A 19,922-nucleotide genomic window follows, 5' to 3' on the forward strand; every position below is an offset into this window, starting at 1 on the left:
GCGTGGTCCGGGTCAACGCAGCAGCTGCGCGATCGCGCGCAGCACTTCGGGTTGCATCAGGCGGTCGAACAGGCGGGCCAGCTCGGCGTCCTTGGGATCGGCGGGTGCCGTAGCCGGCGGCGCGGCGGCCTGCGCCGCGGGCGTGGGCGGCGCGGCGGTGGCCGCGCTGCCGCCAGCGTCGATTTCCTCGCGCAACAGATAGTCCAGGATCTTCATCGTGGCGTTCCCCGGTGGCCGGTATCAGGTTTTCGCGGGCTTGGGCCGGCTCAGGGTGACCACCGACGCCGGAGCCTTGTAGCCATCGAAGAAGTACAGCGGCGTGGCGTTCGGCGGCGCCGGCTTAGCCGAGCTGATCGTCGCGCACCAGTAGTCGGTGGCGACCGCGACGATCAGCTGCTGCACGGTGGTCAGGTAGGTGTTGACGACCACGCTCTGACCGCTGGGCAGCAGCTGGTAGGCGACCAGGATCACCATGCGCAGAAATTCGTCCTGCACGTCGGTGTGCTCCACGCCCTGGCCGTCTGCGCCGAGCAGGTAATTGCGCCAGTTCTGGAACACGGCAAAGGTACGCGCCAGCGCATCGAACCACAGCGCCTTGACCGTGCTCTGGCCGGCGATCAGTTCCACCAGCGCGCAGTACTGCTTGTAGTAGTTGCCGATGTTGCTGGGCGTGCACACCGGCGCCATCGCCGTCAGCAGCTGGCCCTGGATCCAGCCCGTATTGTCGTCGTTGGCCAACACCTGGGGCAGGGTCGGCTGGCTGTTGGCGATGGCGATGAACTGCTCGACCTGCGCCTCGGCCAGCGCATCGGTGCCCAGATAGGCCACCGCATCGCCGGCCTGCTGCAGCACGTCGGTGTCGATATAGCCGTCCAGATGGCGGAAGCCGCGGTTGATGCGGTAGCCCTCGACCGAATCGAACAGACCCGAAGCGCCGGTGATCGCGTTGCTGCCCAGGTTGGTGTCGAAGGCCAACAACGGGAAGCGCGCCGCCATGTAGTTGCGGTAATAAAAAGCGTGCCCAAGACGGAAGCTGTACTGATTCAGCGCGGTGAGTTGCTGGTACCAGGTTTGCGGCTCTTTGAGGTCGGTGAACTGGCTCAGCGATTCGTTCATCGCCATCATGCTGCGCTTGCCGTTGTAGGCGACGGTGGCGATGCTCTGCTGGCTGTTGATGTCGAAGCGGCGCATCCTGCAGCCGCCGTAAGTCAGGCTGTCGTTGCGGAACAACTCGTCGAACAGCCCCGCGACGCCGCTGCCCTTGCGCCGTCCGGCGCCCCAGGGACCGCGCGGGTCTTCCTCGCGGCGCCCCTGGCAGGTGGCCAGGCAACGCGCGATGTAGGCCGAGTACGCCCGGTAGAAGCCCGCATCCGGCGGCTCAACCGCGTTGGCGTAGTAGTAGCCGATCATCGAGCGGTTGTCGGTGTTGGACGAGGCGCCCTCGCCGCAGTGGATATGGCAGACCATTTGCGCGGCGCGCGCATCCGGGCCGCTGCCGAAGCGGGTCGCCAGCGCCGTGCGGTTGTCGTAGAGGAAACTGAAGAAGGCCGGATAGTCGTAGACTTTGGTCTCGGTGCCGAGCAAGTCAACACCGACGATGGTGCTGGGCCCGGGTGCGACCAGCACCGGCAGCACTTTTTCCATCAGTTCCTTCATCAGCGCCTTGTCGGGCATGTAGCCGGCCGAGGTGTGCACCAGCAGGCGGTAGAAGCTGGGATCGCTCCCGTCGAGCGCATTGAAGGACTGGGCGATCGCATCGGCCAATTCGATCTCATCCGCCCCGATCGCCGCCTGGATGCCGCGTATGCCCTCCTGACGCAGGTAGGCGTAGGTGGACACCATCCACTGCGGATAGAGATCGCGGGTGAGCGGATCGCGCAGCAGCGCCTTCATCAGGCTGGAGCGGGTCTTATAGCAATCGTCGAACGGGGTGTACTTGCTGGCGCTGTAGATCTTGTTGTTGAAGTAACGCAGGATCGCGATGAGCGCCGGGTTGTAGGGACCGGAAGGGTCCGGCCGGATACGCGTGGGCAGCTGCGTACGGATCTCCTCGTAAAGCTCCGGACTGGTGGCGGATGCCTCCACGATCCAGTCCGACAGGGCCCAGCGCTGCGCCAGCACCACGCAGGCGATGTAAATGTTCTCAGCCGCGCATTCGCCGCGCTCGTATTGGGCCTTATTGGCCTTGGCCGCCAAGGCGTTGAGGGGATTGCCCTCGATCATCATCTGCAAGGCGCGATCGAACAGGGCCACCACGCCGGCTTCGGAGGCGTATTTGCCGTCGCCACCGACCAAACCCACCAGGGACAGCTGGCGGTCCTTGGCCACCTCGACGGTGACCGCACTCTGACCGGCCAGCGTATACGACAGCTTGTAGCCGACGGACTTGGCGCTGCGCTTTTCGACCGGCAGGATGCCGCCGAAATGGCTGTGATAGTCGAAGGGGTAGCGCTGGATGATGACAGGCGCGTTCAGGCTGAAGTAGGCCATGGCTTACATTCCTTGGTTTCGGCGCCGCGACGCGGCATTCGGTTGCGCGGCGCGCGACCGGCGCGCGCCGCTGCGCTAATCGGGAATCAGGACGAGGCGCTCTTGTGGTTCTGCAGCACGCTCGCGTACTTGGAGATGCTCTGATCGATGCGGTCGATGGCGAAGCCGGCGGCCTCGGCTTCCATCGCGCCGGCGGCGGCGGCGACCGCGGCGGCGGCGGCCATCAGGATGTCGGTGGCCAGCACGCCCAACGCGTCTTCGGCCGCCGCTTCCAGCTGCTGGTCGACCAGGTTCTGGGTCATCTCCTTCAGCAGCACGCCCTGGCTGGCCAGGGCCAGCTTGGTGACGCCGTCGAAGTAGGCTGCGGCCGATTGCGCGACCAGGCCCGAGGCCTGGGCGATCATCATGTTGGGCGGGATGGCGATCTGCGACGGCGCGTACTGCGCGGTCTCGGCGTTGCTCAGCTGCACCGCCTGCACGATCTTCTGGTTCAGCGCGCCGGTGGCCGGCGTGGCCGCGCCGGCCTGGGCCAGCATCTGCGTGGTCATGGTCGCCAGCGTGCTCGGCGGCGGCGTGGCCGCCGGCGTCGAGGACGTGCCGGTGGACGAGCCGGTACCGGAGCTCGCGCCCGAACCGGCGTCGCCGCTGGTGCCGGAGCCCGAGCCAGTGCCCGAATCGCCTCCCGAACCAGAACCCGAGCCGGTGCCGCCGGCAGCGGCGGAGGCCGGCGGCGCAGCACCGGAATCGCCGCTGCCCGCCGCCGGCGTGCCGCCCCCCGCATCCGTCGTCGCTGCGGCGGTCGTGGTGGCGGGCGCGGCCGGAGCGGCCGGCGCCTCGGCCGCTGGCGTATCGCCGGCAGGCGTCGCAGGCGTCGCTGCAGGGGAAACCGGCTGCGTCGCGTCAGCGGAGGCCGGTGGTGTCGCAGCGGCAGCAGCAGGCGCAGCTCCCGCCGCGGGCGTGGTCGCCGTTGCAGACGGCGTGGCCGCGGCGGCGCCGGTAGCCGGCGTCGTGGGCTTGTTGCTAGTCCAGAAGGGCATGTCGCGTTACTCCCCGGTTCTCAGATCCAGGAACGGCCGGGTCACGACTTGTCGCCGATGGCCATGATCTGCTGCACGGCCTTGGAGACCACGGCGGTCGAGACCTGGTTGAGCGCCTGCTGGCTGTGCACGGCGTTCTGCAGCGACAGGCCGGCGGAGTGGCTGGCGACCTGGTAGAGCGCAGCGATCGCCTGCGCCGGGGCTTCGGCGACCACCTTGACGTTGGTCTGGGTGACGGCATCGGTGATCTGCGAATTCACGGGCGTGGTGTCGGCCATGGACCTGTCCTTGGGAGTCGCGTTCGATGATTGGGAATTCCCGGCGCGTCGCCGCCCCGGTACCTGCCGCCGCGCGTGCCCCTGCATCGGCACGCGCGGCGTCCTGCGGCCGTGCGGATCGCGGAGGCGTCGACCGCGCGCGGCGTTTGTTGCGATGGCTTTGGGTTAAACGCCGAGGACGCGCGCTTGTGAACACGGTTACAGCCGCGTCGCCGGCGAACGCGTTCAATCGCGCTCCACCGCCACGCGCAGACGCTCGCGCAGCAACTGCACGCGTTTGCGCGCCAGCGGCTGGTTGATCGAGAGGCGTTCGGCGATGGCCGGGTAAGGCAGGTCGTCGATGAAGCGATAGGCGAACAAACGCTTCTGGTCGCGGTTGAGCGCGGTCACCGCGGCGATCACCCGGCTCAGCTGCTCGTCCAGCTCCATGCGCTGCAGCGCGCTCAGCTCCAGGTCCTGGGCCACGCCCTCGGCGGCGATGTCGACGCCGCGGTCGAACACTTCGCCGTCGCGGCCGTTGCGGCGCACGCTGTCCAGGAACACGTGGCGCAGCACCACGAACAGAAAGCCGTCCGGGTCGTTCATCGCGTCCGGCGAGCGGCGCATGAACAACAAGGCCTTGATCGCGGTATTGGCGAGCAGGTCGTCGGCGCGATCTCTGTGGCCGTCGGCTAGACGGCGCGCGCGCCGTTCCAGTTCGGGCTTGGTCGCATGCCAAGCTTTCACGAACATCTCGTCGGCGATGCCGAACTCCCGCGATCCTTCGCCCGCCTTGCCCATTGCCAACACCTCCTGTGTTGTATGCACAGGGGCGAGTCTGGTGAGGCGTGCAGCGGAAGGCTGTTACCTGGGTGACAGGGGAGGTTCGCGGCCGGCGGCGGCCCGCGCGGTCGTCGCCAAGGCGCCGCGTAGCGAGTGACTTGCGCCGGGCGCCATGGGCCGCGCGGCGGCCAGAAGCGGCGCGGGCCGCACTCGGCGGCCCGCGGGGAGAACGCTAAAGCCCTGAACGATTCAGGCCGCTTGCGCGGGCGGCGAACGGTCGCCGGTATCGAAGCGGACCACGCGGTCCCACAGCCAGCTGCCGCCGGCGCACAGCGCCAGCACCGGCAGCCAGTCGCCGGCACCGGCCGGCGCCCAGGCCGCGGTCACGACGATCGAATGCCACCAGGCGCCGCCGTACAACAGCAGGGCGAACAAGCTGGCCACGGCCAGCACCGCGATCAGGCCGTTCAACAGCCAGCGCTCCAGGCGGTCGCCCAGCGCGGCACCGGATTCGATCCGGCGCGCGATCTGCGCGGCGAAGTCGGCCGGCAGCGGCTCCATCGCCGGCGTGCGCAGCGCGCGCACCAGCAGGCGGTACTGGGCCACGCGCGGATCGCGCGCGTCCACGGGCAGGCCGGCGCGCTCCTCGCGCAAGGCCTGTTCCTGCGCCAGCCATTCGCGCGCCTCGCGCTCCTGGCGGTCGTCGGGCGGCGGCGGGGTGTGGGACATGTTCATGCGATGGCTCCCATGGAGGCCTGCAGGCGCTCGCGCAGCAGCGCCCGGGTCCGGAACAGATGGCTCTTGATCGTACCCTCGGCCAGGCCGGTGATGCGCGCGATCTCGACGATCGGCACCTCGTCCAGGTGGTACAGGGTCAGCAGGGTGCGTTGCAGCGGCGGCAGCGCCTCGATCTGCGCGTGCAGGGCCGCGGCGACCTCGGCGTCGCCGCAGGCCGCTTCCAGGTCGAAGCCGTCGCTGACCTGGTCCAGCGGCGACAGCGCGTCCTCGTCCGGCGTGGTCTCGACGATGGGGAGGCGCTTGCGCTCCAGATGGCGCTTGGCCACCGAATAGGCGACCTGGCCGATCCAGGATTTCAGCGGGCTCTCGTGCCGGTACTGGTGCAGGCATTGGTGCACGCGCAGGAAGGCCTCCTGGCAGAGCTCGCGGGTGTCCTCGGGCTGGCGCACCATGCGCTGGATGATGTGCCAGCACAGCCCCTGGTACTCGCGCACCAGCCGCTCGAACGCGCCCGGCGCACCGGCCAGCACGGCCGTGACCAGGGCGCGATCGTCGTCTAGGGAGGTGGACGGGCCGCTCATCTGGGTCAGTGGATACGCCCCGGGGGCGAATGGTTGCAATGCCGACGCACGATTTCTTCCGCCAGCCCCGAACCACCGGCGGGGCCGGCTGGACCCGGCCCCGCCGGCCGGCCATGCTGCGGCCTGCAACCGTGGCCGCGCCGACCGTATCCATAGCCCCGAGACCCCAATCCGAGACGTGCCATGGAGTTCGAAATCCTCATCCCGATCACCCTGTTCCTGTGCATCACCTACGCCATCAAGTTCATCGTCGAAGCGCGCTTCCGCAGCAAGCTGATCCAGCAAGGCAACGGCTCGGAGGAACTGCTGCGCTCGCTGGTGCAGGGCGAGGACCAGCGCCGCCGCCACTCCTCGCTGCGCTGGGGCCTGTTGTCGCTGACCCTGGCGGTGGCCTTCGCCCTGATCGAAGCCTTCGGCTGGGACAGCGTGACGCCCGGCGTGGTCGCGGTGCTGCTGGCCGCCACCGGTCTGGGCAACCTGGGCTATTACGCGCTTTCCCGCCGCCTGTCTTGAACGCGCGCCGGTAAGCGCTGCCGGCCGCGGTCCGCCGCGGCTTTCGAGGCGCCGAAGCCGGAACCGGCGCGGCGCCTCAGCCGCTGATGCGGTCCAGCATGGTCCGCAGCACCGGCACCGTGGTCACGTCGTCCACGCCCTTCATCCGCATCACCGTTTCGCGCAGGTCGGCCAGCGCGCCTGGCGATTCGGCCTGCACCAGCGCCATCAGATCGATTTCGCCCGCCACGCTGTGACACCAGCGCAATTGCGGCAGCTGCGCCAGCAAGGGCATCACGTCGTCGCAGCTAAAGCCGTCGGCGTAGCGCAGGAACAGCCAGGCCTGCAGCGGATCGCCGCCGCTGCCCAGGCGCACCGTGTACTGCGCGATCACCCCGGCCGACTCCAGCCGCTGCAGGCGCTCCTGCACGCTGCTGCGCGACAGGCCCACCGCCTTGGCCAGGGCCACCGTCGATAGGCGCGCGTTGTCCTGCAACAACGCGATCAGCTGGCGGTCGATGGCGTCCAGAGTCTTCATGACGGTACCGGCATAACGGCGGGGTAACCGGCATTTTGCCGGGTTGAGACCGGCAGGCGCGAGTGCGCACCATGGCCGCCTCCGCCGCCGCCATCGCCGCCATGTCCGACGACCGCTTCGCCGCCCTGCCCGCGCCGCCCTATTACGCGGTGATCTTCTCCTCGCAACGCAGCGAACAGGACCAAGCCGGCTACGAGACCACCGCCGCGCGCATGGTCGAGCTGGTGCGCGCGCAACCCGGCTTCCTGGGCTTCGAGTCAACCCGCGACGGCAGCGGCTTCGGCATCACCGCGGCCTACTTCGACAGCGAAGCCTCGATCGCGGCCTGGCGCGCGCAGGCCGAACACGCCGCCGCGCGCGATCTGGGCCACCGCCTGTGGTACCGGCGCTTCGAACTGCGCGTGGCACGGGTCGAACGCGCCTACGGCGGTCCGCACAAACCCTCTACCCACTCCGCGAGTTCGGCATGAGCTACGACCAGCGCAGCATCCTGATCCCCATCGACGTGCAATGCGGCTTCGATTATCCGCCCTGGGGCCGGCGCAACAATCCGGCGATGGAAGACAACGGCCGCCGCCTGCTGGCCGCATGGCGCGAACGCGGGCTGCCGCTGATCCATGTGCGCCACGATTCGGTGCAGCAAGGCTCCAGTCTGGCGCCCTCGCATCCGGGCAACGCGATGCGCGAAGGCTTCGAACCGCAGGCGGGCGAAGCGCTGGTGAGCAAGTCGGTCAACGCCGCCTTCATCGGCACCGACCTGGACCTGCGCCTGCGCCGCCTGGGCATCGAGCAGGTATTGCTGTTCGGGATCAGCACCGACATGTGCGTGTCCACCACCGCGCGCGTGGCCAGCAACCTGGGCTATCGCACCACGGTGATCGGCGATGCCTGCGCCTGTTTCGATCTGCGCGACGCGGACGGCAGCGTCATCGCTGCCGAGCAGATCCAACGCGCGCACCTGGCTACCTTGCGTGCGGAGTTCGCCGAAGTGATGGACACCGACGAGGTCGTCGCGCGGTTGCGCGCAACCTGATCGCACGCGTCGCCGCATCGACCGCCGATTCGGCGACGAACGGTATTGCAACTATTTTTTAACGGGCGTAATGTGCGCGACCTCGGCCCACGGCCCGCATCGAACACACACACTCTTCCGCCATGAACGCACTCATCCACAACGCGAAAAAGATCCAGCCCGGGCGCGATCGCCTAGGCCTGGACAGCCGCGTGTGCGCGTTCGGCGAACGCCACGGTATGCGGCGCATCCCGCACTGACCTTTCCGCATGGGAGGTCGGTCGCCCCGATCTCCCGAGGAACGCGAACGCCCTCGGGTCGCAAACCCGGGGGCGTTTTTTTTCGGCGTTCGTAGAGGGAATCCCAACCAATAAGGCGTTGCAGCCGGCTCCGAAGCATCCGCGCGCATGCGCGCAGCGTCAGGGAGCACGATCGTCGAGGCGCCGCAAGGCGCCGTGTCCGGATGCTTCGGCACGGGCGGCAGGCTGTCACCACGAACAGGGCGCATGCGCCCGCAAGCATTGGCGCCTGACGACAGGCGCCAATACGGAACATCGAACGAAGGCGTCACAGCGGTACGGGTTCGCATCCCGTCCGGTGCGCGCGGCTGTGCCGTGGCGTATGCCGTGAGGCTGGAGAGGGTGTTCCGCTGCGACGTTAGCTCAGTTAGGTAGAGCAGCAGACGTGAGTCCGCAGGTCGCCGGTTCGAATCCGGTACGTCACACCACTGGATAGCTCAGTCGGGTAGAGCATCGGAAGGTGATTCCGAGTGTCGCGGGTTCGATTCCCGCTCCAAAAAACTGCCTTTCACGCAGTGATACCGGGACGAAAGTCCCACACCGGGCGCGCCCCTTGCGGCGTCGCGAAGCACACCGCGCTACGGCGCGGTGGAGAGCGCGACACGCAGCGGCGGCGGTGCCGGACCCGCGCCCTCGCGGCGTGGCCCGGCGGCCCGCGGCATCGACAAGACACCGTCGCTCCGCGCGCCGCCGCAGGCCGCACCGCGCGCGCATGGGTTCCGCTCCGACGGCGTCGGGGGCGCGCCCACCCCATTCCGCCTGGCGTCGCCGCGAGCGAGGCCAGGCACCGCCAGCAGCGCGCGACGTTCGATCCGGTCGCGCGCCGTTTCCCACCGACCGGATCGGAACCCGCAGAACACAAAAGGAGAACCGCCATGTTCTGGACCAAGCGGGTCGTGGTCGGCGATGCCGAGCGCGCCCTGATCTACCGCAACCGCCGCTTCGAGCGCGTGCTCGCGCCGGGCGTGCACCGCGTGCGCACCTGGGGCGGCCAGGTCGACGTGCAGCTGTACGACATCGCCAAGCCCGAGTACGCCGGCAAGGACACCGAAGCCCTGGTGGCCGCGCTGGGCCCGCGCCTGGAAGAGACCTTCGTGCTCGCCGACTTGGGCGTGGACGAGGTCGGCCTGGTGATGAAGAACGGCAAGCTCGAGGACCTGCTCGCGCCCGGCACCCGCAAGCTGTACTGGAAGGGTCTGACCCGGGTGGAGATCGTCGCCCAGGCGCTGGCGCCGGGGCTGGAGATCGACGCCGGCGTGACCCGCCGTCTGCGCCAGGTCGGCTTGCTCGACCGCATCGCGCTGGCGGTGACCGTGCCCAACGAGTCGGTCGCCCTGCTGTACGTGGACGGCAAGCTCGCGCGTTCGCTGGACGCCGGCAGCTACGCCTTCTGGAACTTGCAGAAGAACGTGGCTGTGGAGCTGGTCGAGCTGCGCGTGCAGTCGGTCGAGGTCTCGGGCCAGGAACTGCTGACCCGCGACAAGGTGTCGTTGCGCGTGAACCTGGCCGCGAGCATGCGCGTGACCGACCCGGTCGCCGCGCGCAGCAAGCTGGCCAAGTACAACGACTACCTGTACCGCGAGCTGCAGTACGGCCTGCGCAAGGCGGTCTCGGCCAAGACCTTGGACGAACTGCTGGGCGATAAGGCCTCGCTGGACGCCGACATCTACGGCTACGTGCGCGACCAGGTCGCCGGACTGGGCCTGGAAGTGCTGGGCGTGGGCGTCAAGGACGTGATCCTGCCCGGTGAGATGAAGGAGATCCTCAACAGCGTCGTGCAGGCGGAGAAGGCGGCCCAGGCCAACGTGATCCGTCGTCGCGAGGAAGCCAACGCCACGCGCAGCTTGCTCAACACCGCCAAGCTGATCGAGGACAGCCCGCTGCTGTTGCGTCTGAAGGAGTTGGAGGCGCTGGAGAAGGTCACCGAGAAGATCGACAAGCTCACCGTGTTCGGCGGCCTGGATGGCGTGCTCAAGCAACTCGTCAGCCTGAAGCCGGGTGCCTGAAGGCGTGATCCGTGGAATCCCGGATGACGAACTCGGCGCCCACAACGCAAACCGAAGACGCCGCCCCCGCGGGGGCGGCCATCGCATCCCTATTCCTACGGAATCACCCATGCGTAAGGACATGTACAAAGTGATCGTGGAACGGCCACGGCGAGGCGGCGGCTACAACGCCGAGCGCCAGCCGCCGATCGATCCGGAAGATCAACCGCAACACGAAAGCCTGAAGCTCCGCCACCGCTCGCGCAAATGGCTCAACGAAAACCTGCGCCCCCTGGAACGCTACCTGCACGCGCAGGCCGGCCGCCCCTGGGACAGGGTCTACTCCGAGCTGTGCGCGCGCATCGACCGGCGTAACACCGTGCAGCAGCACATTCATCAACATCTGGAGCAGTTCGTCGTGATCCGTCCGGTGGTCTTCGACAACCGCCTGCACTACCAGCTCGGCTGGGGTGTCCTGCGGCCGCTGAACGACCCCTGGGCACCGAAGCTGTACGTGGACCCCGACAGCGGCCTATTGCTGGACAACCGTGCCGCGTGCGAGGCCAAGCGCGAGTTCCGGCGCCGGCGTTCGCAAGAGCGTGCGGCGCGGCCGTCGCCGGACGTCCGCAACTTGGACGAACTGCGCCAGCTGCGCCGCATCGATGGCATCTGGTACGAGATCGGACTCGCACCGTTGCCGGCGCGTGTGTCCGGGCCTGCGGGCAAACCGTCCAAGACCCGGCCGACGATGCCCTATGACGTTGTCATACAGGGTCCGGCGCAATGGATCGGCAAACCTTGCGGTCATCCGGCTTGCACGGCCTGCCAAGTCTACGGCCGCACCGGTGTGTACGCCCACAGCAAGCGTCAGCTGAACCGGCACGAGCTGCAGCGTCACGGGCTGAGCAACCACGACGATCGGCGATTGCACTAAGGCGCCGTGAATGCGGCCATGCGTGGGGTGCGGCGAGCCGGAGGCGAACCGCACCCTACGGCAATACCAGGAAGCAAACCGGCGGCGCCGCGCAAGTAGCGGCGCCGCAGTACAGGAGTACCACCATGAGTCATACATACGAACTGCTGCATGCCGAAGGTGCGCCCACGCCGATCAAGGGCTGGGTGCGCGGCGTGCCGCTGGACGAGCAGGCCCAGCGCCAGCTGCAGAACATCGCCGCCCTGCCCTTCGTCGGGCCGTGGGTGGCGGTGATGCCCGACGTGCACCTGGGCAAGGGCGCAACCGTGGGTTCGGTCGTGCCCACGCGCGGCGCGATCGTTCCGGCCGCGGTGGGCGTGGACATCGGCTGCGGCATGGCCGCGGTGCGCACCACCCTGCGCGCGAAGGACCTGCCCGACAGCCTCGCGCGGCTGCGCTGCGCGATCGAGCGCGTGGTCCCGGTCGGCAACGGCCCGGGCGGGGAACACCGCAAGCGGCCCGACAGCATCGACAGCCGGCTGGACCAGTCGGGCCTGATGACGCGGCTGGAGGCGGTGCGCGCCAAGCACCCCAAGATCCGCTACGACAAGGTCGACAAGCAGCTGGGCACGCTGGGCGGCGGCAATCACTTCATCGAGATCTGCCTGGACGAAGGCGGCGCGGTGTGGGTGATGCTGCATTCGGGCTCGCGCGGCACCGGCAACCTGATCGGCACCTACTTCATCGAGCGGGCGCGGCGGGAACTGGAGCGGCGCGTGCTGGGCTACCACCTGCCGGACAAGGACTTGGCCTTCTTCCTGGAAGGCGAGCCCCTGTTCGACGATTACGTGGAAGCGGTGTCGTGGGCGCAGGACTACGCGCGCCACAACCGCGAGGCCATGATGGCTCGCGTGCTGCACGAGCTGCGCCAGCACTTGCCCAAGTTCCAGTTGGAGAAGATGGCGGTGAACTGCCATCACAACTACGTGCAGCGCGAACAGCATCACGGCGAGTCGCTGCTGGTCACCCGCAAGGGCGCGGTCAGCGCGCGCCAGGGCGAGCTGGGCATCATCCCCGGCAGCATGGGCGCGTGCAGCTACATCGTGCGCGGCAAGGGCAACGAGGACAGCTTCCACAGCTGCAGCCACGGCGCCGGCCGGGTGATGAGCCGCACCCAGGCGCGGCAGAACATCACCCTCAAGCAGCACCGCGAGGCCACCGCGCACGTCGAATGCCGCAAGGACGCGGCGGTGATCGACGAGTCTCCGGCGGCCTACAAGTCGATCGACGCGGTCATGGCCGCGCAGACCGACCTGGTCGAGGTGCTGCACACGCTGCGCCAGGTGATCTGCATCAAAGGTTGAAGCCGGCCTTCGGGTTTGGGCTACGGGCGCCGTCTTCGGACGGCGCTCTTTTTTGCGCGGACCTCAGCCCGCGTCCGCGCTGAGACGATCGCGCAGCCAGCGTGCGGCCGCGCCCGGCGCGCTGTCGGCGCGGTGCGCGAACCAGCAGCGCGCGCGACTTTCGCCGCGCTTGCCCAGGGCCGCGGCGGGCACACGCAGCAGCCGGCCTTGGGCCAGATCGGCCTCGACCAACCACAACGGCAGGCTGCCCCAACCGGCGCCGGCAAGGATCAGCGCGTGCTTGGTCTGCAAGTCGCCTACGCGCCAGGTGTCGGGCGAGAGCACGCCGTAGTCGCGGCCGGCGCTGAGTGGCGTGGGGTCTTCGACCGCGAGCTGCAGATGCTCGGCCAGGTCGACCGCATCGAGCAGGGCACGGCCCCTACAGCGTGCGGCCAGCGGATGCGAGGCCGCGACCACCGCCACCTGCACCAGCGGCGCCAGGGCATGCATAGACAGACCTGCATCGTCGGTGTCGAACGCCGTGATCGCCGCGTCGCAACGGCGTTCGCGCAGATCGGCCACGGCCGCGCCCAAAGGTGCGGTCCAGCAACGCAGCGCCAGCGACGTAAACGCGGCGCGCAACTCGCTCAGCGCCTGCGCCCACCGCGGCAGCGGAAACAGCGCGTCCACCGCGACCGCCAGTTGCAGTTCCACCCCTGCATGCAGGCCATGCGCGCGGGCGCGCAAGGCGTCGCTACGGCGCAGCACCGCGCGCGCGTCGGCGACCAGGGCGCGGCCGGCATCGGTGAGTTGCGGCCGCCGCGTGCTGCGGTCGAACAAGGCCAGGCCCAGCTGGCTTTCCAGGTTGGCGATGGCGTGGCTCACCGCCGACTGCACCCGCCGCAGTTGCGCCGCGGCCGCGCGGAAGCTGCCGGTGTCGACCACGGCGACGAACACGCGCAGCTGGTCCAGGGTCAGTGGTTCGATCATTGATCTATCCAATAGATCGGTTAAGCCTAAATTTAATCACTATTCCAGATGCATGCCAGGGTCCAGGCTGGTTCCACGGCCCGAATCCTCGGGCGCCATCGAGACCCGCCATGAACACTCAGCCCCGCCGCACCGTGATCGTCGAAGTCCCCGGCGCCGACCCCGCCCGCGATCGCCATCTGTTCGCGGGCGGCGGCGCTGCCGCCACCGAGCTGGTGCTGATCCCCGCGACCGACGCTGCGCTCGCTATCGCCCGCGAAAGCGCCGCTGCCGGCGTGCCGCGGATCGAGCTCTGCGGCGGCATGGGCGTGGCCTGGCAGGCGCGCACCGCGGCCGTGGTCGGCGCGCGGGTGCGCGTGGGCGCGGTCTCGTTCGGCTTCGAATCGCTGCAACAGGTCGCGCGGGTGCAGAGCCGCTTCAGCGACGGCGAAGCCGTACCCACCTTGCTGCTGTTGCTGCTGCCCGGCAGCGACCCGCGACAGGAACGCTACGCCTACGCCAACGCCGCGCTGTCGGTGGTGGCGGTGCCCGATGCCGAGGCCGCGGCCGCCGAAGCGCGTCGCGCGCTGGAACAGGGCATCGGCCTGATCGAACTCTATGGCGAGCTGACCCCGGCGATCGCCACGCAGGTCATCCATGCCGTGCAGGCGCGCATTCCGGTCGGCGTGGTCGGCTACGCCGCGCAGGACCTGGGCGGGGACCGGGCCTAAGTCAGCGTTCGCGAATGCCGTCCGTCGCAAATCCGCCCTATCGCCGCGCTGCGAGCGCCGGAATGCGACGCATTAGGCGTTTCCACCTATCGCCAGACGAGCGCGGGTAACGGATAGTTAACCGACAGGGGCTATCGTCGCTCCTGCACGGGCCCGCTCAAGGAGAGGTGGAGCCATGAACGATTTGGCATGGGATGCCGCATCGTCGCGCGTGAGCCTGTCGCGCGAGGACTGGGATTTGGCCGTGACCTACGGCATCGAAGCGCGCTTGCACCACAGCGGCCGCGCCTGGACCGACATCCATCACGAACTCGCCGCCGGCTGGGCGCGCATGCGCGGCTATCGGCGCGCGCATTGGCAGGACGTGGCCGCGCACGTGGAAGCGGCCTGGCACGGCGCGATCCGCCTGTAACCGGCCCTGGGCTTGCCGCGCCGCAAGACGGCAGGTCCCTCGCGCGCAGCGGCACATCCGATGGCAGCACAACTCGGCCGCCCGGCGCGGCCGATGAGACGGCTGCGCCCTAAACTGAAGCCTGTCCGCCCGCCGCCGCGGCCGGCGTTGGAACCCCCAGGATCCCCACGCACACGGAGGCGCGCATGAGCATCGGCAACAACAATCTGGCCCTGAGCAAGTACCCGGCCGCGATCGACAAACATCCGGACGCCAAACGCGCCTTGTGCTTCGGCGATTCCTGGTTCCAGTACGTGCCGCACCCCACCGACCTCAACAAGCAGATCGCGCGGCTGTTCAAGAACACCCTGTTCCTGCGCGAGGGCGTGGCGGGCCGCGACAGCGCGATGTGGAAGGCGGCGCTGCCGCGCATCCAGCGCGAGATCGGCACCTTCGGCTTCGACGCGATCCTGCTGTCCAACGGCGGCAACGACATCGTCGGCGAGGAGCTGCGCGAGTTCGTCAAGACCGCCGCGCAACCGCAGTCGGTGGGCAGCGGGCCTTGGGGCGAGATTCCAGCCGAGGTGTTCGACCACGTGCGCCTGGAGACGTTCGAGCACGCGCTGCGCTACGCGATCAAGGACATGAAGGAAGTGGTGCAGATGCGCGACCTGCTCTCGCCGGGGACCATTATCTATGTCCACACCTACGACTACATCTACCCCAGTGGCAAGGCGTTCAAGCTCGGCCCGTTTACCCAGGGCCCCTGGGTCAAGCCGTTCCTGGACCAGGTCGGGCTGATCGATGCCAAGCGCCAGCGCGTGCTGACGACCTGGCTGGTGGACCAGTTCGCGCGCGCGCTGCGTGCGTTCGTGTCGCAGAACGCCAACATGCGCCTGGTCGATTCGCGCGGCACGCTCAAGACCGCATCGCAATGGGAAAACGAGATCCACCCGGTCGCCAGCGGCTTCGAGGCCATCGCCAAGAAGTCCTGGAAGCCGGCGCTGACCGGCGTACTGGAATAGCCGCTGGGCTAGACTGCGGGCGCGCCCTCCGGCGCGTCCGCCGCCGAGGTCGCGATGAAAGCCTTTTGCCTGGGCCTGTGCCTGCTCGCGGCCCTGCCGTTGCACGCCGCCGAACCGGCCGCGCCGGCCTCGGAGGTGGTGCGCTCGCCGCAGCCCGTGCCCGCCGACGACCGGCTCAAGGTGTTCCTGGCCGGCAGCATCGACATGGGCGGCGCGCAGGACTGGCAGGCGCAGGTGGAACGCGCGCTGGCCGACGAGGGCGTGGTGCTGCTCAACCCGCGCCGCGCCGACTGGAACCCGGCCTGGAAGCCGGTGGCCGAGGAGCCTGAATTCCGCAAGCAGGTGGAATGGGAACTGGGCGCGCTCAACCGCAGCGACGTGATCCTGATGTACTTCGCGCCGCAGTCGCAAAGCCCCGTCACCCTGCTGGAACTGGGCCTGCACGCGGGCTCGGGCAAGGTGCTGCTGGCCTGCCCGCCCGGCTATTGGCGCAAGGGCAATGTGGACATCGCCGCCGACCGCTACGGCGTGCCGCGCTACGACAGCCTGGACACGCTGATCGCCGCGGTACGCGAACGGCTGTCGCAGTTGCGTCGCGAGCGCCGCTGATGGCGCCGCATCGCAGGCTGCGCGACCGCCGCGGCGCATACTGAACGATCCCACGCGAGGCCCTGCATGAGCGCACCGCGCAACATCGTCGTCTGCCTGGACGGCACCAACAATTCCCCCGCCGCCGCACGCACCAACGTGCAGCGGCTGTATCGCATGATCGAAAAGGGGCCGCAGCAGGTCGCCTACTACCAGCCCGGCGTGGGCACGCTGGAGCCGATCGGGGTCATGGGCTCGCTGCGTCGGCGCGCGCTGATGCTGCAGGATTCGGCCAGCGGCTGGATGCTGCAGCGCCATGTCTGCGCGGCCTACGAATTCCTGTCCGACGTCTACCGCGACGGCGACCGCGTCTATATCTTCGGCTTCAGCCGCGGCGCGTATTCGGCGCGGGTGCTGGCGGCCATGCTCAACACCGTGGGCCTGCTGCACGCCGGCATGCACGAGATGGTCGCCTTCGCCTGGCGCACTTATACCCGGCTGCCGCCGTTCGGCGCCTGGCGCGGCGGCCCGGCGCGGCGGCAGCGCGCGATGAGCGACTACTTCCGGCGCATGCACGGCTTCCGCAAGAGCTACTCGCGCACGGTGCCGGTGCATTTCCTCGGCCTGTGGGACACGGTCAGCTCGGTCGGGCCGCCGTGGCTGCCGCGCGTGTACAGCCACACCGCCAGCAACCGCGGCGTGGCCACGGTGCGCCACGCGGTGGCGCTGGACGAACGCCGCGGCAAGTTCGTGCAGAACCTGTGGAGCGCCACGCCGCATCGGCACCAGGACGTGCGCGAGCTGTGGTTCGCCGGCAGCCATGGCGACGTGGGCGGCGGCTATGCGAACGGGCGCCGCGGCGAATTGGCGCGCATTCCGCTCGCCTGGATGCTGCGCGAAGCCGAAGCCGCCGGCCTGCGTATCGAGCCGCAGGCACGCAAGGACGCGGCGCTGCCCGACCTGAGCGACATCGAGCAATGGCGCAGGCACGCACAGGCGCCCGCGCACGACGAACTGCGCCACTGGTACTGGCGCCTGATGGAATGGCTGCCGATCCCGCATTCCACCCAGGACGCCGAAGGCGAATGGACCCGGCGCTGGCGCCCGCACCGCTCGCGCCCGCGCATCCAGCGCCCGGGCGCGCTGGTGCACGAGAGCGTGTACGAGCGCATGCGGCTGGACGAAAACTACCGCCCGGCCAACCTGCGCGAAGACGCCGTACCGGCCTCGTAGGGCGCGGCGATAACCGCACCGCCGAGCACACTCAGCCCTTCGGTTTGCCCTGCCCGAACAACACCTTCCGCTCTTCCTCGCTGATCTTGGTGTTCGGCGCATACGACTGCGGCGCCTCCGCGTACGTGCGCTGCACCGCCGGCCGCTGCGCCATCGCCTCGAACCAGCGCCGCAGTTCGGGGAAATCCTGCAGCGACTGCCCGTGCGAGGCATGCGGCACCATCCACGGATAACTGGCCATGTCGGCGATCGAATACTCGCCGGCGATGTACTCGCGCCCGGCCAACTGCCGGTCGAGCACGCCGTACAGGCGGTGGGTCTCGCGGGTGTAGCGGTCGATCGCGTAGGGCACCTTCTCCGGCGCGTACACGTTGAAGTGGCCGATCTGCCCGGCCATCGGTCCGAGGCCGCCGACCTGCCAGTACAGCCATTGCAGCACCTCGTAGCGGCGCCGCGGTTCGGCCGGCAGGAAGCGGCCGGTCTTCTCGGCCAGGTACTGCAGCATCGCGCCGGACTCGAACAGCGACAGCGGCGCGCCGCCGCCCAGCGGCTCATGGTCGACCAGGGCCGGAATCTTGTTGTTCGGCGAAATCTTCAGGTAGTCCGGATCGAACTGCTCGCCCTTGCCGATGTCGATCGGCATCAGGCGGTGCGGCAGTCCGGATTCCTCCATGAACAGCTTGAGCTTGAGCCCGTTGGGCGTGGGCCAGAAATACAGGTCGATCATGCTTGCGCTCCGGTGGGGGGTGGCGGCACGGACGGCGGCGGCGGCGAAGTCGCGCAACGCGCGGCCGATCTCGTCGGGGACATCTTCCTGCAAGTAGCGGATGCCCGGTACGGCGACTTCGCCTTGGTTGGGCCAGCGCCGGCAGAACTCAAGCGCGCGGCCGGCCGGCAGGGCGCCGGGCGCGGTTCCCGGCATGGGCAGCGCCGGGTCCCGGGTTCGAACGGATGCCGACGATCGATGGAGCCAGTTTAGCGGGCTGCGCACAGCCTGCGGGCTTTGCGGCGTTTGCCCGTAGGACGCAGCGTCGCGCGGCTGCGCTTCCGTCCGGCCACGGCCGCCCCCAAGTCTGGACCTGTTTCGCCGCGCACGCGGCACCCACCCCTGCCTGGCCCCCACCCATGCGCCGCACCGCCCTGCTGCTGTTCGCTTTGCTCGCCGCCGCCACTGCCCACGCGGGCGAGGACACCACCTGCGTCACCGGTCACACCAAGCTGCCGCCCACCGTGAACTTCCGCGTCGACAACGACCTGTTCGGCGGCCAGGACCAGGGTTACAGCAACGGCGTGCAACTGACCCTGGTCTCGCCCAACCTGGTCGACTACACCGACGATCCCTGCCTGCCGCGCCTGGCGCGCTGGATCAACCGCCACGTCAGCGCGCTCACGCCGGAAGGCTTCGAGCAGCAGAACATGGTGGTGAGCTTCGCCCAGGGCATTTTCACCCCCACCGACTACAGCCGCCACGACCTGATCGAGGACGACCGCCCCTATGCCGGCGCCCTGCTCGCCAGCCTGGGCTACAACGCGCGCAACGGCGACGAGTTGCGCACCACCCAGCTGCAGTTCGGCATCGTCGGCCCCTCGGCCTACGGCAAGCAGGTACAGAACGAGATCCACAAGCTGCTCGGCGACGAGACCTTCCAGGGCTGGGACAACCAGTTGCACGACGAACCGGTGCTGCGCCTGGTGCACGAGCGCATGCGCCGCTACTCGGCCGGCGACGAGGAAAACGGCCCCTGGGGCTGGGACGCGATCACCCACTACGGCGGCAGCGTGGGCAACCTGGCCACCTATGCCAACGCCGGCGCGGAATGGCGCTTCGGCCGCCACCTGCCCGACGATTTCGGCAGCACCCCGCTGCGCCCGGCCGGCGAAAACACCGCGCCCACTCGCAAGGTGCGCGGGCCCAATCAGTTCGGGGCGCATCTGTTCCTGACGGTGGACGCGCGCTGGGTGTTGTACGACATCACGCTGGACGGCAACACGTTCCGCGACAGCCACCGTGTGGACAAGCGCGCCTTGGTCGCCGATGCGGGCTATGGGCTGGCCTTCATGTACGGGCGCTGGAAGTTCGCGCTGGCGCGCTATCACCGTACGCGGGAGTTCGAGGGTCAGAAGCAGACGCCGGTGTTCGGCAGTTTCACCATCAGCCGTTCGCTTTAGCCGGTTGCTCGCCTTGGGGTAGGAGCGGCGTAAGCCGCGACCGCGAATCCACACCTACGACGAACGCTTCGGTCTCTGCGCGATGTGCCTTCTGTAGGAGCGGCGTGAGCCGCGATCCGCTCCGAACTTGCGAAGGTGTGTGGGTGTGTGGGTGGAAGCAACAACAACAGCTTCCGTCCGCAAGCGGCCGGGTTACTTTCTTTTGATAAGCGTCAAAAGAAAGTAACCAAAGAAAAACGCTACGCCAGAGCTCCCTTGCGAGAGCGAAGTTTGCGCCGGGATTTTTCGATGGCACATCCTGTGCCAGCGAAAAACGGCGCACCTCCTGTGCGCCGCCCTCCGGGTCTT

At 68.7% G+C, this 19,922-nt stretch carries 24 protein-coding genes and 2 tRNA genes; 16 read left to right on the top strand and 10 right to left on the bottom strand.

The window, feature by feature from the left end:
• Positions 1-12 precede the first annotated feature (12 nt).
• The 3 genes from DX914_RS18710 to DX914_RS18720 all read right to left on the bottom strand — a co-directional run bounded on the left by DX914_RS18710 (position 13) and on the right by DX914_RS18720 (position 3,038).
• Positions 13-216 (bottom strand): hypothetical protein, encoded by a 204-nt coding sequence (locus DX914_RS18710; RefSeq protein WP_115861651.1) that lies wholly within the window; start codon positions 214-216, stop codon positions 13-15.
• Between the two features lie 24 nt (positions 217-240).
• A complete protein-coding gene (locus DX914_RS18715; RefSeq protein WP_115861653.1) occupies positions 241-2,490 on the bottom strand; it encodes a hypothetical protein in 2,250 nt (749 codons plus the stop codon).
• An 86-nt stretch (positions 2,491-2,576) separates the two neighbouring features.
• Positions 2,577-3,038, bottom strand: a complete 462-nt coding sequence (locus DX914_RS18720; RefSeq protein ID WP_115861655.1) for a hypothetical protein — start codon at positions 3,036-3,038, stop codon at positions 2,577-2,579.
• Here DX914_RS18720 and DX914_RS20130 point away from each other — a divergent pair.
• Positions 3,037-3,594, top strand: a complete 558-nt coding sequence (locus tag DX914_RS20130) for a hypothetical protein (RefSeq protein ID WP_147300729.1) — start codon at positions 3,037-3,039, stop codon at positions 3,592-3,594. The two genes, DX914_RS18720 and DX914_RS20130, sit on opposite strands and share 2 nt — an antisense overlap.
• Here the strand turns inward: DX914_RS20130 and DX914_RS18725 are convergent.
• The 4 genes from DX914_RS18725 to DX914_RS18740 form a co-directional block, all read right to left on the bottom strand.
• Positions 3,569-3,805 carry a RebB family R body protein gene (locus tag DX914_RS18725; protein ID WP_115861657.1) on the bottom strand — a complete coding sequence of 79 codons (237 nt, stop codon included), beginning with the start codon at positions 3,803-3,805 and terminating at the stop codon, positions 3,569-3,571. The genes DX914_RS20130 and DX914_RS18725 overlap by 26 nt on opposite strands.
• A 225-nt stretch (positions 3,806-4,030) precedes the next feature.
• Complete coding sequence (locus DX914_RS18730) at positions 4,031-4,585, bottom strand: RNA polymerase sigma factor (RefSeq protein ID WP_115861659.1); 555 nt, start codon at positions 4,583-4,585, stop codon at positions 4,031-4,033.
• Positions 4,586-4,816: 231 nt separating this feature from the next.
• The gene (locus tag DX914_RS18735; RefSeq protein ID WP_115861661.1) at positions 4,817-5,302 is read right to left on the bottom strand and encodes a hypothetical protein; all 486 of its coding nucleotides are present in this window, start codon (positions 5,300-5,302) and stop codon (positions 4,817-4,819) included.
• Positions 5,299-5,886, bottom strand: coding sequence for an RNA polymerase sigma factor (locus tag DX914_RS18740; RefSeq protein WP_115861663.1), 588 nt, complete (start codon positions 5,884-5,886; stop codon positions 5,299-5,301). Before DX914_RS18740 ends, DX914_RS18735 begins: the two co-directional genes overlap by 4 nt.
• A 183-nt stretch (positions 5,887-6,069) precedes the next feature.
• Between DX914_RS18740 and DX914_RS18745 the strand changes: the two genes are divergently transcribed.
• Entirely contained in the window at positions 6,070-6,399 is a 330-nt protein-coding gene (locus DX914_RS18745; RefSeq protein ID WP_115861665.1) for a hypothetical protein, read from the top strand.
• 76 nt (positions 6,400-6,475) lie between these two features.
• On the opposite strand, the gene DX914_RS18750 is transcribed toward DX914_RS18745, so the two are convergent.
• The gene (locus tag DX914_RS18750) at positions 6,476-6,916 is read right to left on the bottom strand and encodes an Lrp/AsnC family transcriptional regulator (RefSeq protein ID WP_115861667.1); all 441 of its coding nucleotides are present in this window, start codon (positions 6,914-6,916) and stop codon (positions 6,476-6,478) included.
• 71 nt (positions 6,917-6,987) lie between these two features.
• Between DX914_RS18750 and DX914_RS18755 the strand changes: the two genes are divergently transcribed.
• The 7 genes from DX914_RS18755 (at position 6,988) to DX914_RS18785 (ending at position 12,489) form a co-directional block, all read left to right on the top strand.
• On the top strand, positions 6,988-7,386 hold the full coding sequence (locus DX914_RS18755; RefSeq protein ID WP_231118330.1) for an antibiotic biosynthesis monooxygenase family protein: 399 nt from the start codon (positions 6,988-6,990) through the stop codon (positions 7,384-7,386).
• On the top strand, positions 7,383-7,949 hold the full coding sequence (locus DX914_RS18760; protein ID WP_115861669.1) for a cysteine hydrolase family protein: 567 nt from the start codon (positions 7,383-7,385) through the stop codon (positions 7,947-7,949). The genes DX914_RS18755 and DX914_RS18760 overlap by 4 nt, the downstream gene beginning before the upstream one ends.
• Positions 7,950-8,579: 630 nt before the next feature.
• Positions 8,580-8,655 (top strand) — tRNA-OTHER (locus DX914_RS18765).
• Between the two features lie 2 nt (positions 8,656-8,657).
• Positions 8,658-8,723, top strand: a tRNA-His gene (locus DX914_RS18770).
• 379 nt (positions 8,724-9,102) lie between these two features.
• Positions 9,103-10,233, top strand: a complete 1,131-nt coding sequence (locus DX914_RS18775; RefSeq protein WP_115861671.1) for a slipin family protein — start codon at positions 9,103-9,105, stop codon at positions 10,231-10,233.
• A 109-nt stretch (positions 10,234-10,342) separates the two neighbouring features.
• Positions 10,343-11,146, top strand: a complete 804-nt coding sequence (locus tag DX914_RS18780; RefSeq protein WP_147300730.1) for a hypothetical protein — start codon at positions 10,343-10,345, stop codon at positions 11,144-11,146.
• Between the two features lie 125 nt (positions 11,147-11,271).
• Complete coding sequence (locus tag DX914_RS18785; RefSeq protein ID WP_115861675.1) at positions 11,272-12,489, top strand: RtcB family protein; 1,218 nt, start codon at positions 11,272-11,274, stop codon at positions 12,487-12,489.
• 63 nt (positions 12,490-12,552) lie between these two features.
• Here DX914_RS18785 and DX914_RS18790 read toward each other — a convergent pair whose 3' ends face one another.
• The gene (locus DX914_RS18790; protein WP_115861677.1) at positions 12,553-13,458 is read right to left on the bottom strand and encodes a LysR family transcriptional regulator; all 906 of its coding nucleotides are present in this window, start codon (positions 13,456-13,458) and stop codon (positions 12,553-12,555) included.
• A gap of 110 nt (positions 13,459-13,568) precedes the next feature.
• Between DX914_RS18790 and DX914_RS18795 the strand changes: the two genes are divergently transcribed.
• From DX914_RS18795 to DX914_RS18815, 5 genes are all read left to right on the top strand, one after another.
• A complete protein-coding gene (locus DX914_RS18795) occupies positions 13,569-14,168 on the top strand; it encodes a DUF6506 family protein (protein WP_115861679.1) in 600 nt (199 codons plus the stop codon).
• Between the two features lie 175 nt (positions 14,169-14,343).
• A complete protein-coding gene (locus DX914_RS18800; protein WP_115861681.1) occupies positions 14,344-14,580 on the top strand; it encodes a hypothetical protein in 237 nt (78 codons plus the stop codon).
• A gap of 185 nt (positions 14,581-14,765) precedes the next feature.
• A complete protein-coding gene (locus DX914_RS18805; protein WP_115861683.1) occupies positions 14,766-15,584 on the top strand; it encodes a hypothetical protein in 819 nt (272 codons plus the stop codon).
• A gap of 54 nt (positions 15,585-15,638) precedes the next feature.
• Positions 15,639-16,193, top strand: a complete 555-nt coding sequence (locus tag DX914_RS18810) for a nucleoside 2-deoxyribosyltransferase domain-containing protein (RefSeq protein WP_115861685.1) — start codon at positions 15,639-15,641, stop codon at positions 16,191-16,193.
• 66 nt (positions 16,194-16,259) lie between these two features.
• Positions 16,260-17,405, top strand: a complete 1,146-nt coding sequence (locus tag DX914_RS18815; RefSeq protein ID WP_115861687.1) for a T6SS phospholipase effector Tle1-like catalytic domain-containing protein — start codon at positions 16,260-16,262, stop codon at positions 17,403-17,405.
• A 31-nt stretch (positions 17,406-17,436) separates the two neighbouring features.
• On the opposite strand, the gene DX914_RS18820 is transcribed toward DX914_RS18815, so the two are convergent.
• Positions 17,437-18,132, bottom strand: coding sequence for a glutathione S-transferase N-terminal domain-containing protein (locus tag DX914_RS18820; RefSeq protein WP_115861721.1), 696 nt, complete (start codon positions 18,130-18,132; stop codon positions 17,437-17,439).
• Positions 18,133-18,530: 398 nt separating this feature from the next.
• On the opposite strand from DX914_RS18820, the gene DX914_RS18825 reads away from it, so the two are divergent.
• The gene (locus DX914_RS18825) at positions 18,531-19,574 is read left to right on the top strand and encodes a lipid A deacylase LpxR family protein (protein ID WP_115861689.1); all 1,044 of its coding nucleotides are present in this window, start codon (positions 18,531-18,533) and stop codon (positions 19,572-19,574) included.
• 147 nt (positions 19,575-19,721) lie between these two features.
• A partial coding sequence (locus tag DX914_RS20640; RefSeq protein ID WP_231118331.1) for a hypothetical protein occupies positions 19,722-19,922 on the top strand: 201 nt, incomplete at its 3' end.

The sequence above is a fragment of the Lysobacter silvisoli genome, from assembly GCF_003382365.1.
Classification (GTDB): Bacteria; Pseudomonadota; Gammaproteobacteria; order Xanthomonadales; family Xanthomonadaceae; genus Lysobacter; species Lysobacter silvisoli.

Excerpts from the sequence above, each read along its gene's own strand:
- DX914_RS18710 (WP_115861651.1), bottom strand. The coding sequence starts at position 216 with ATGAAGATCCTGGACTATCTGTTGCGCGAGGAAATCGACGCTGGCGGC.
- DX914_RS18715 (WP_115861653.1), bottom strand. The coding sequence starts at position 2,490 with ATGGCCTACTTCAGCCTGAACGCGCCTGTCATCATCCAGCGCTACCCC.
- DX914_RS20130 (WP_147300729.1), top strand. The coding sequence starts at position 3,037 with ATGGTCGCCAGCGTGCTCGGCGGCGGCGTGGCCGCCGGCGTCGAGGAC.
- DX914_RS18720 (WP_115861655.1), bottom strand. The coding sequence starts at position 3,038 with ATGACCACGCAGATGCTGGCCCAGGCCGGCGCGGCCACGCCGGCCACC.
- DX914_RS18725 (WP_115861657.1), bottom strand. The coding sequence starts at position 3,805 with ATGGCCGACACCACGCCCGTGAATTCGCAGATCACCGATGCCGTCACC.
- DX914_RS18730 (WP_115861659.1), bottom strand. The coding sequence starts at position 4,585 with ATGGGCAAGGCGGGCGAAGGATCGCGGGAGTTCGGCATCGCCGACGAG.
- DX914_RS18735 (WP_115861661.1), bottom strand. The coding sequence starts at position 5,302 with ATGAACATGTCCCACACCCCGCCGCCGCCCGACGACCGCCAGGAGCGC.
- DX914_RS18740 (WP_115861663.1), bottom strand. The coding sequence starts at position 5,886 with ATGAGCGGCCCGTCCACCTCCCTAGACGACGATCGCGCCCTGGTCACG.
- DX914_RS18745 (WP_115861665.1), top strand. The coding sequence starts at position 6,070 with ATGGAGTTCGAAATCCTCATCCCGATCACCCTGTTCCTGTGCATCACC.
- DX914_RS18750 (WP_115861667.1), bottom strand. The coding sequence starts at position 6,916 with ATGAAGACTCTGGACGCCATCGACCGCCAGCTGATCGCGTTGTTGCAG.
- DX914_RS18755 (WP_231118330.1), top strand. The coding sequence starts at position 6,988 with ATGGCCGCCTCCGCCGCCGCCATCGCCGCCATGTCCGACGACCGCTTC.
- DX914_RS18760 (WP_115861669.1), top strand. The coding sequence starts at position 7,383 with ATGAGCTACGACCAGCGCAGCATCCTGATCCCCATCGACGTGCAATGC.
- DX914_RS18775 (WP_115861671.1), top strand. The coding sequence starts at position 9,103 with ATGTTCTGGACCAAGCGGGTCGTGGTCGGCGATGCCGAGCGCGCCCTG.
- DX914_RS18780 (WP_147300730.1), top strand. The coding sequence starts at position 10,343 with ATGCGTAAGGACATGTACAAAGTGATCGTGGAACGGCCACGGCGAGGC.
- DX914_RS18785 (WP_115861675.1), top strand. The coding sequence starts at position 11,272 with ATGAGTCATACATACGAACTGCTGCATGCCGAAGGTGCGCCCACGCCG.
- DX914_RS18790 (WP_115861677.1), bottom strand. The coding sequence starts at position 13,458 with ATGATCGAACCACTGACCCTGGACCAGCTGCGCGTGTTCGTCGCCGTG.
- DX914_RS18795 (WP_115861679.1), top strand. The coding sequence starts at position 13,569 with ATGAACACTCAGCCCCGCCGCACCGTGATCGTCGAAGTCCCCGGCGCC.
- DX914_RS18800 (WP_115861681.1), top strand. The coding sequence starts at position 14,344 with ATGAACGATTTGGCATGGGATGCCGCATCGTCGCGCGTGAGCCTGTCG.
- DX914_RS18805 (WP_115861683.1), top strand. The coding sequence starts at position 14,766 with ATGAGCATCGGCAACAACAATCTGGCCCTGAGCAAGTACCCGGCCGCG.
- DX914_RS18810 (WP_115861685.1), top strand. The coding sequence starts at position 15,639 with ATGAAAGCCTTTTGCCTGGGCCTGTGCCTGCTCGCGGCCCTGCCGTTG.
- DX914_RS18815 (WP_115861687.1), top strand. The coding sequence starts at position 16,260 with ATGAGCGCACCGCGCAACATCGTCGTCTGCCTGGACGGCACCAACAAT.
- DX914_RS18820 (WP_115861721.1), bottom strand. The coding sequence starts at position 18,132 with ATGATCGACCTGTATTTCTGGCCCACGCCCAACGGGCTCAAGCTCAAG.
- DX914_RS18825 (WP_115861689.1), top strand. The coding sequence starts at position 18,531 with ATGCGCCGCACCGCCCTGCTGCTGTTCGCTTTGCTCGCCGCCGCCACT.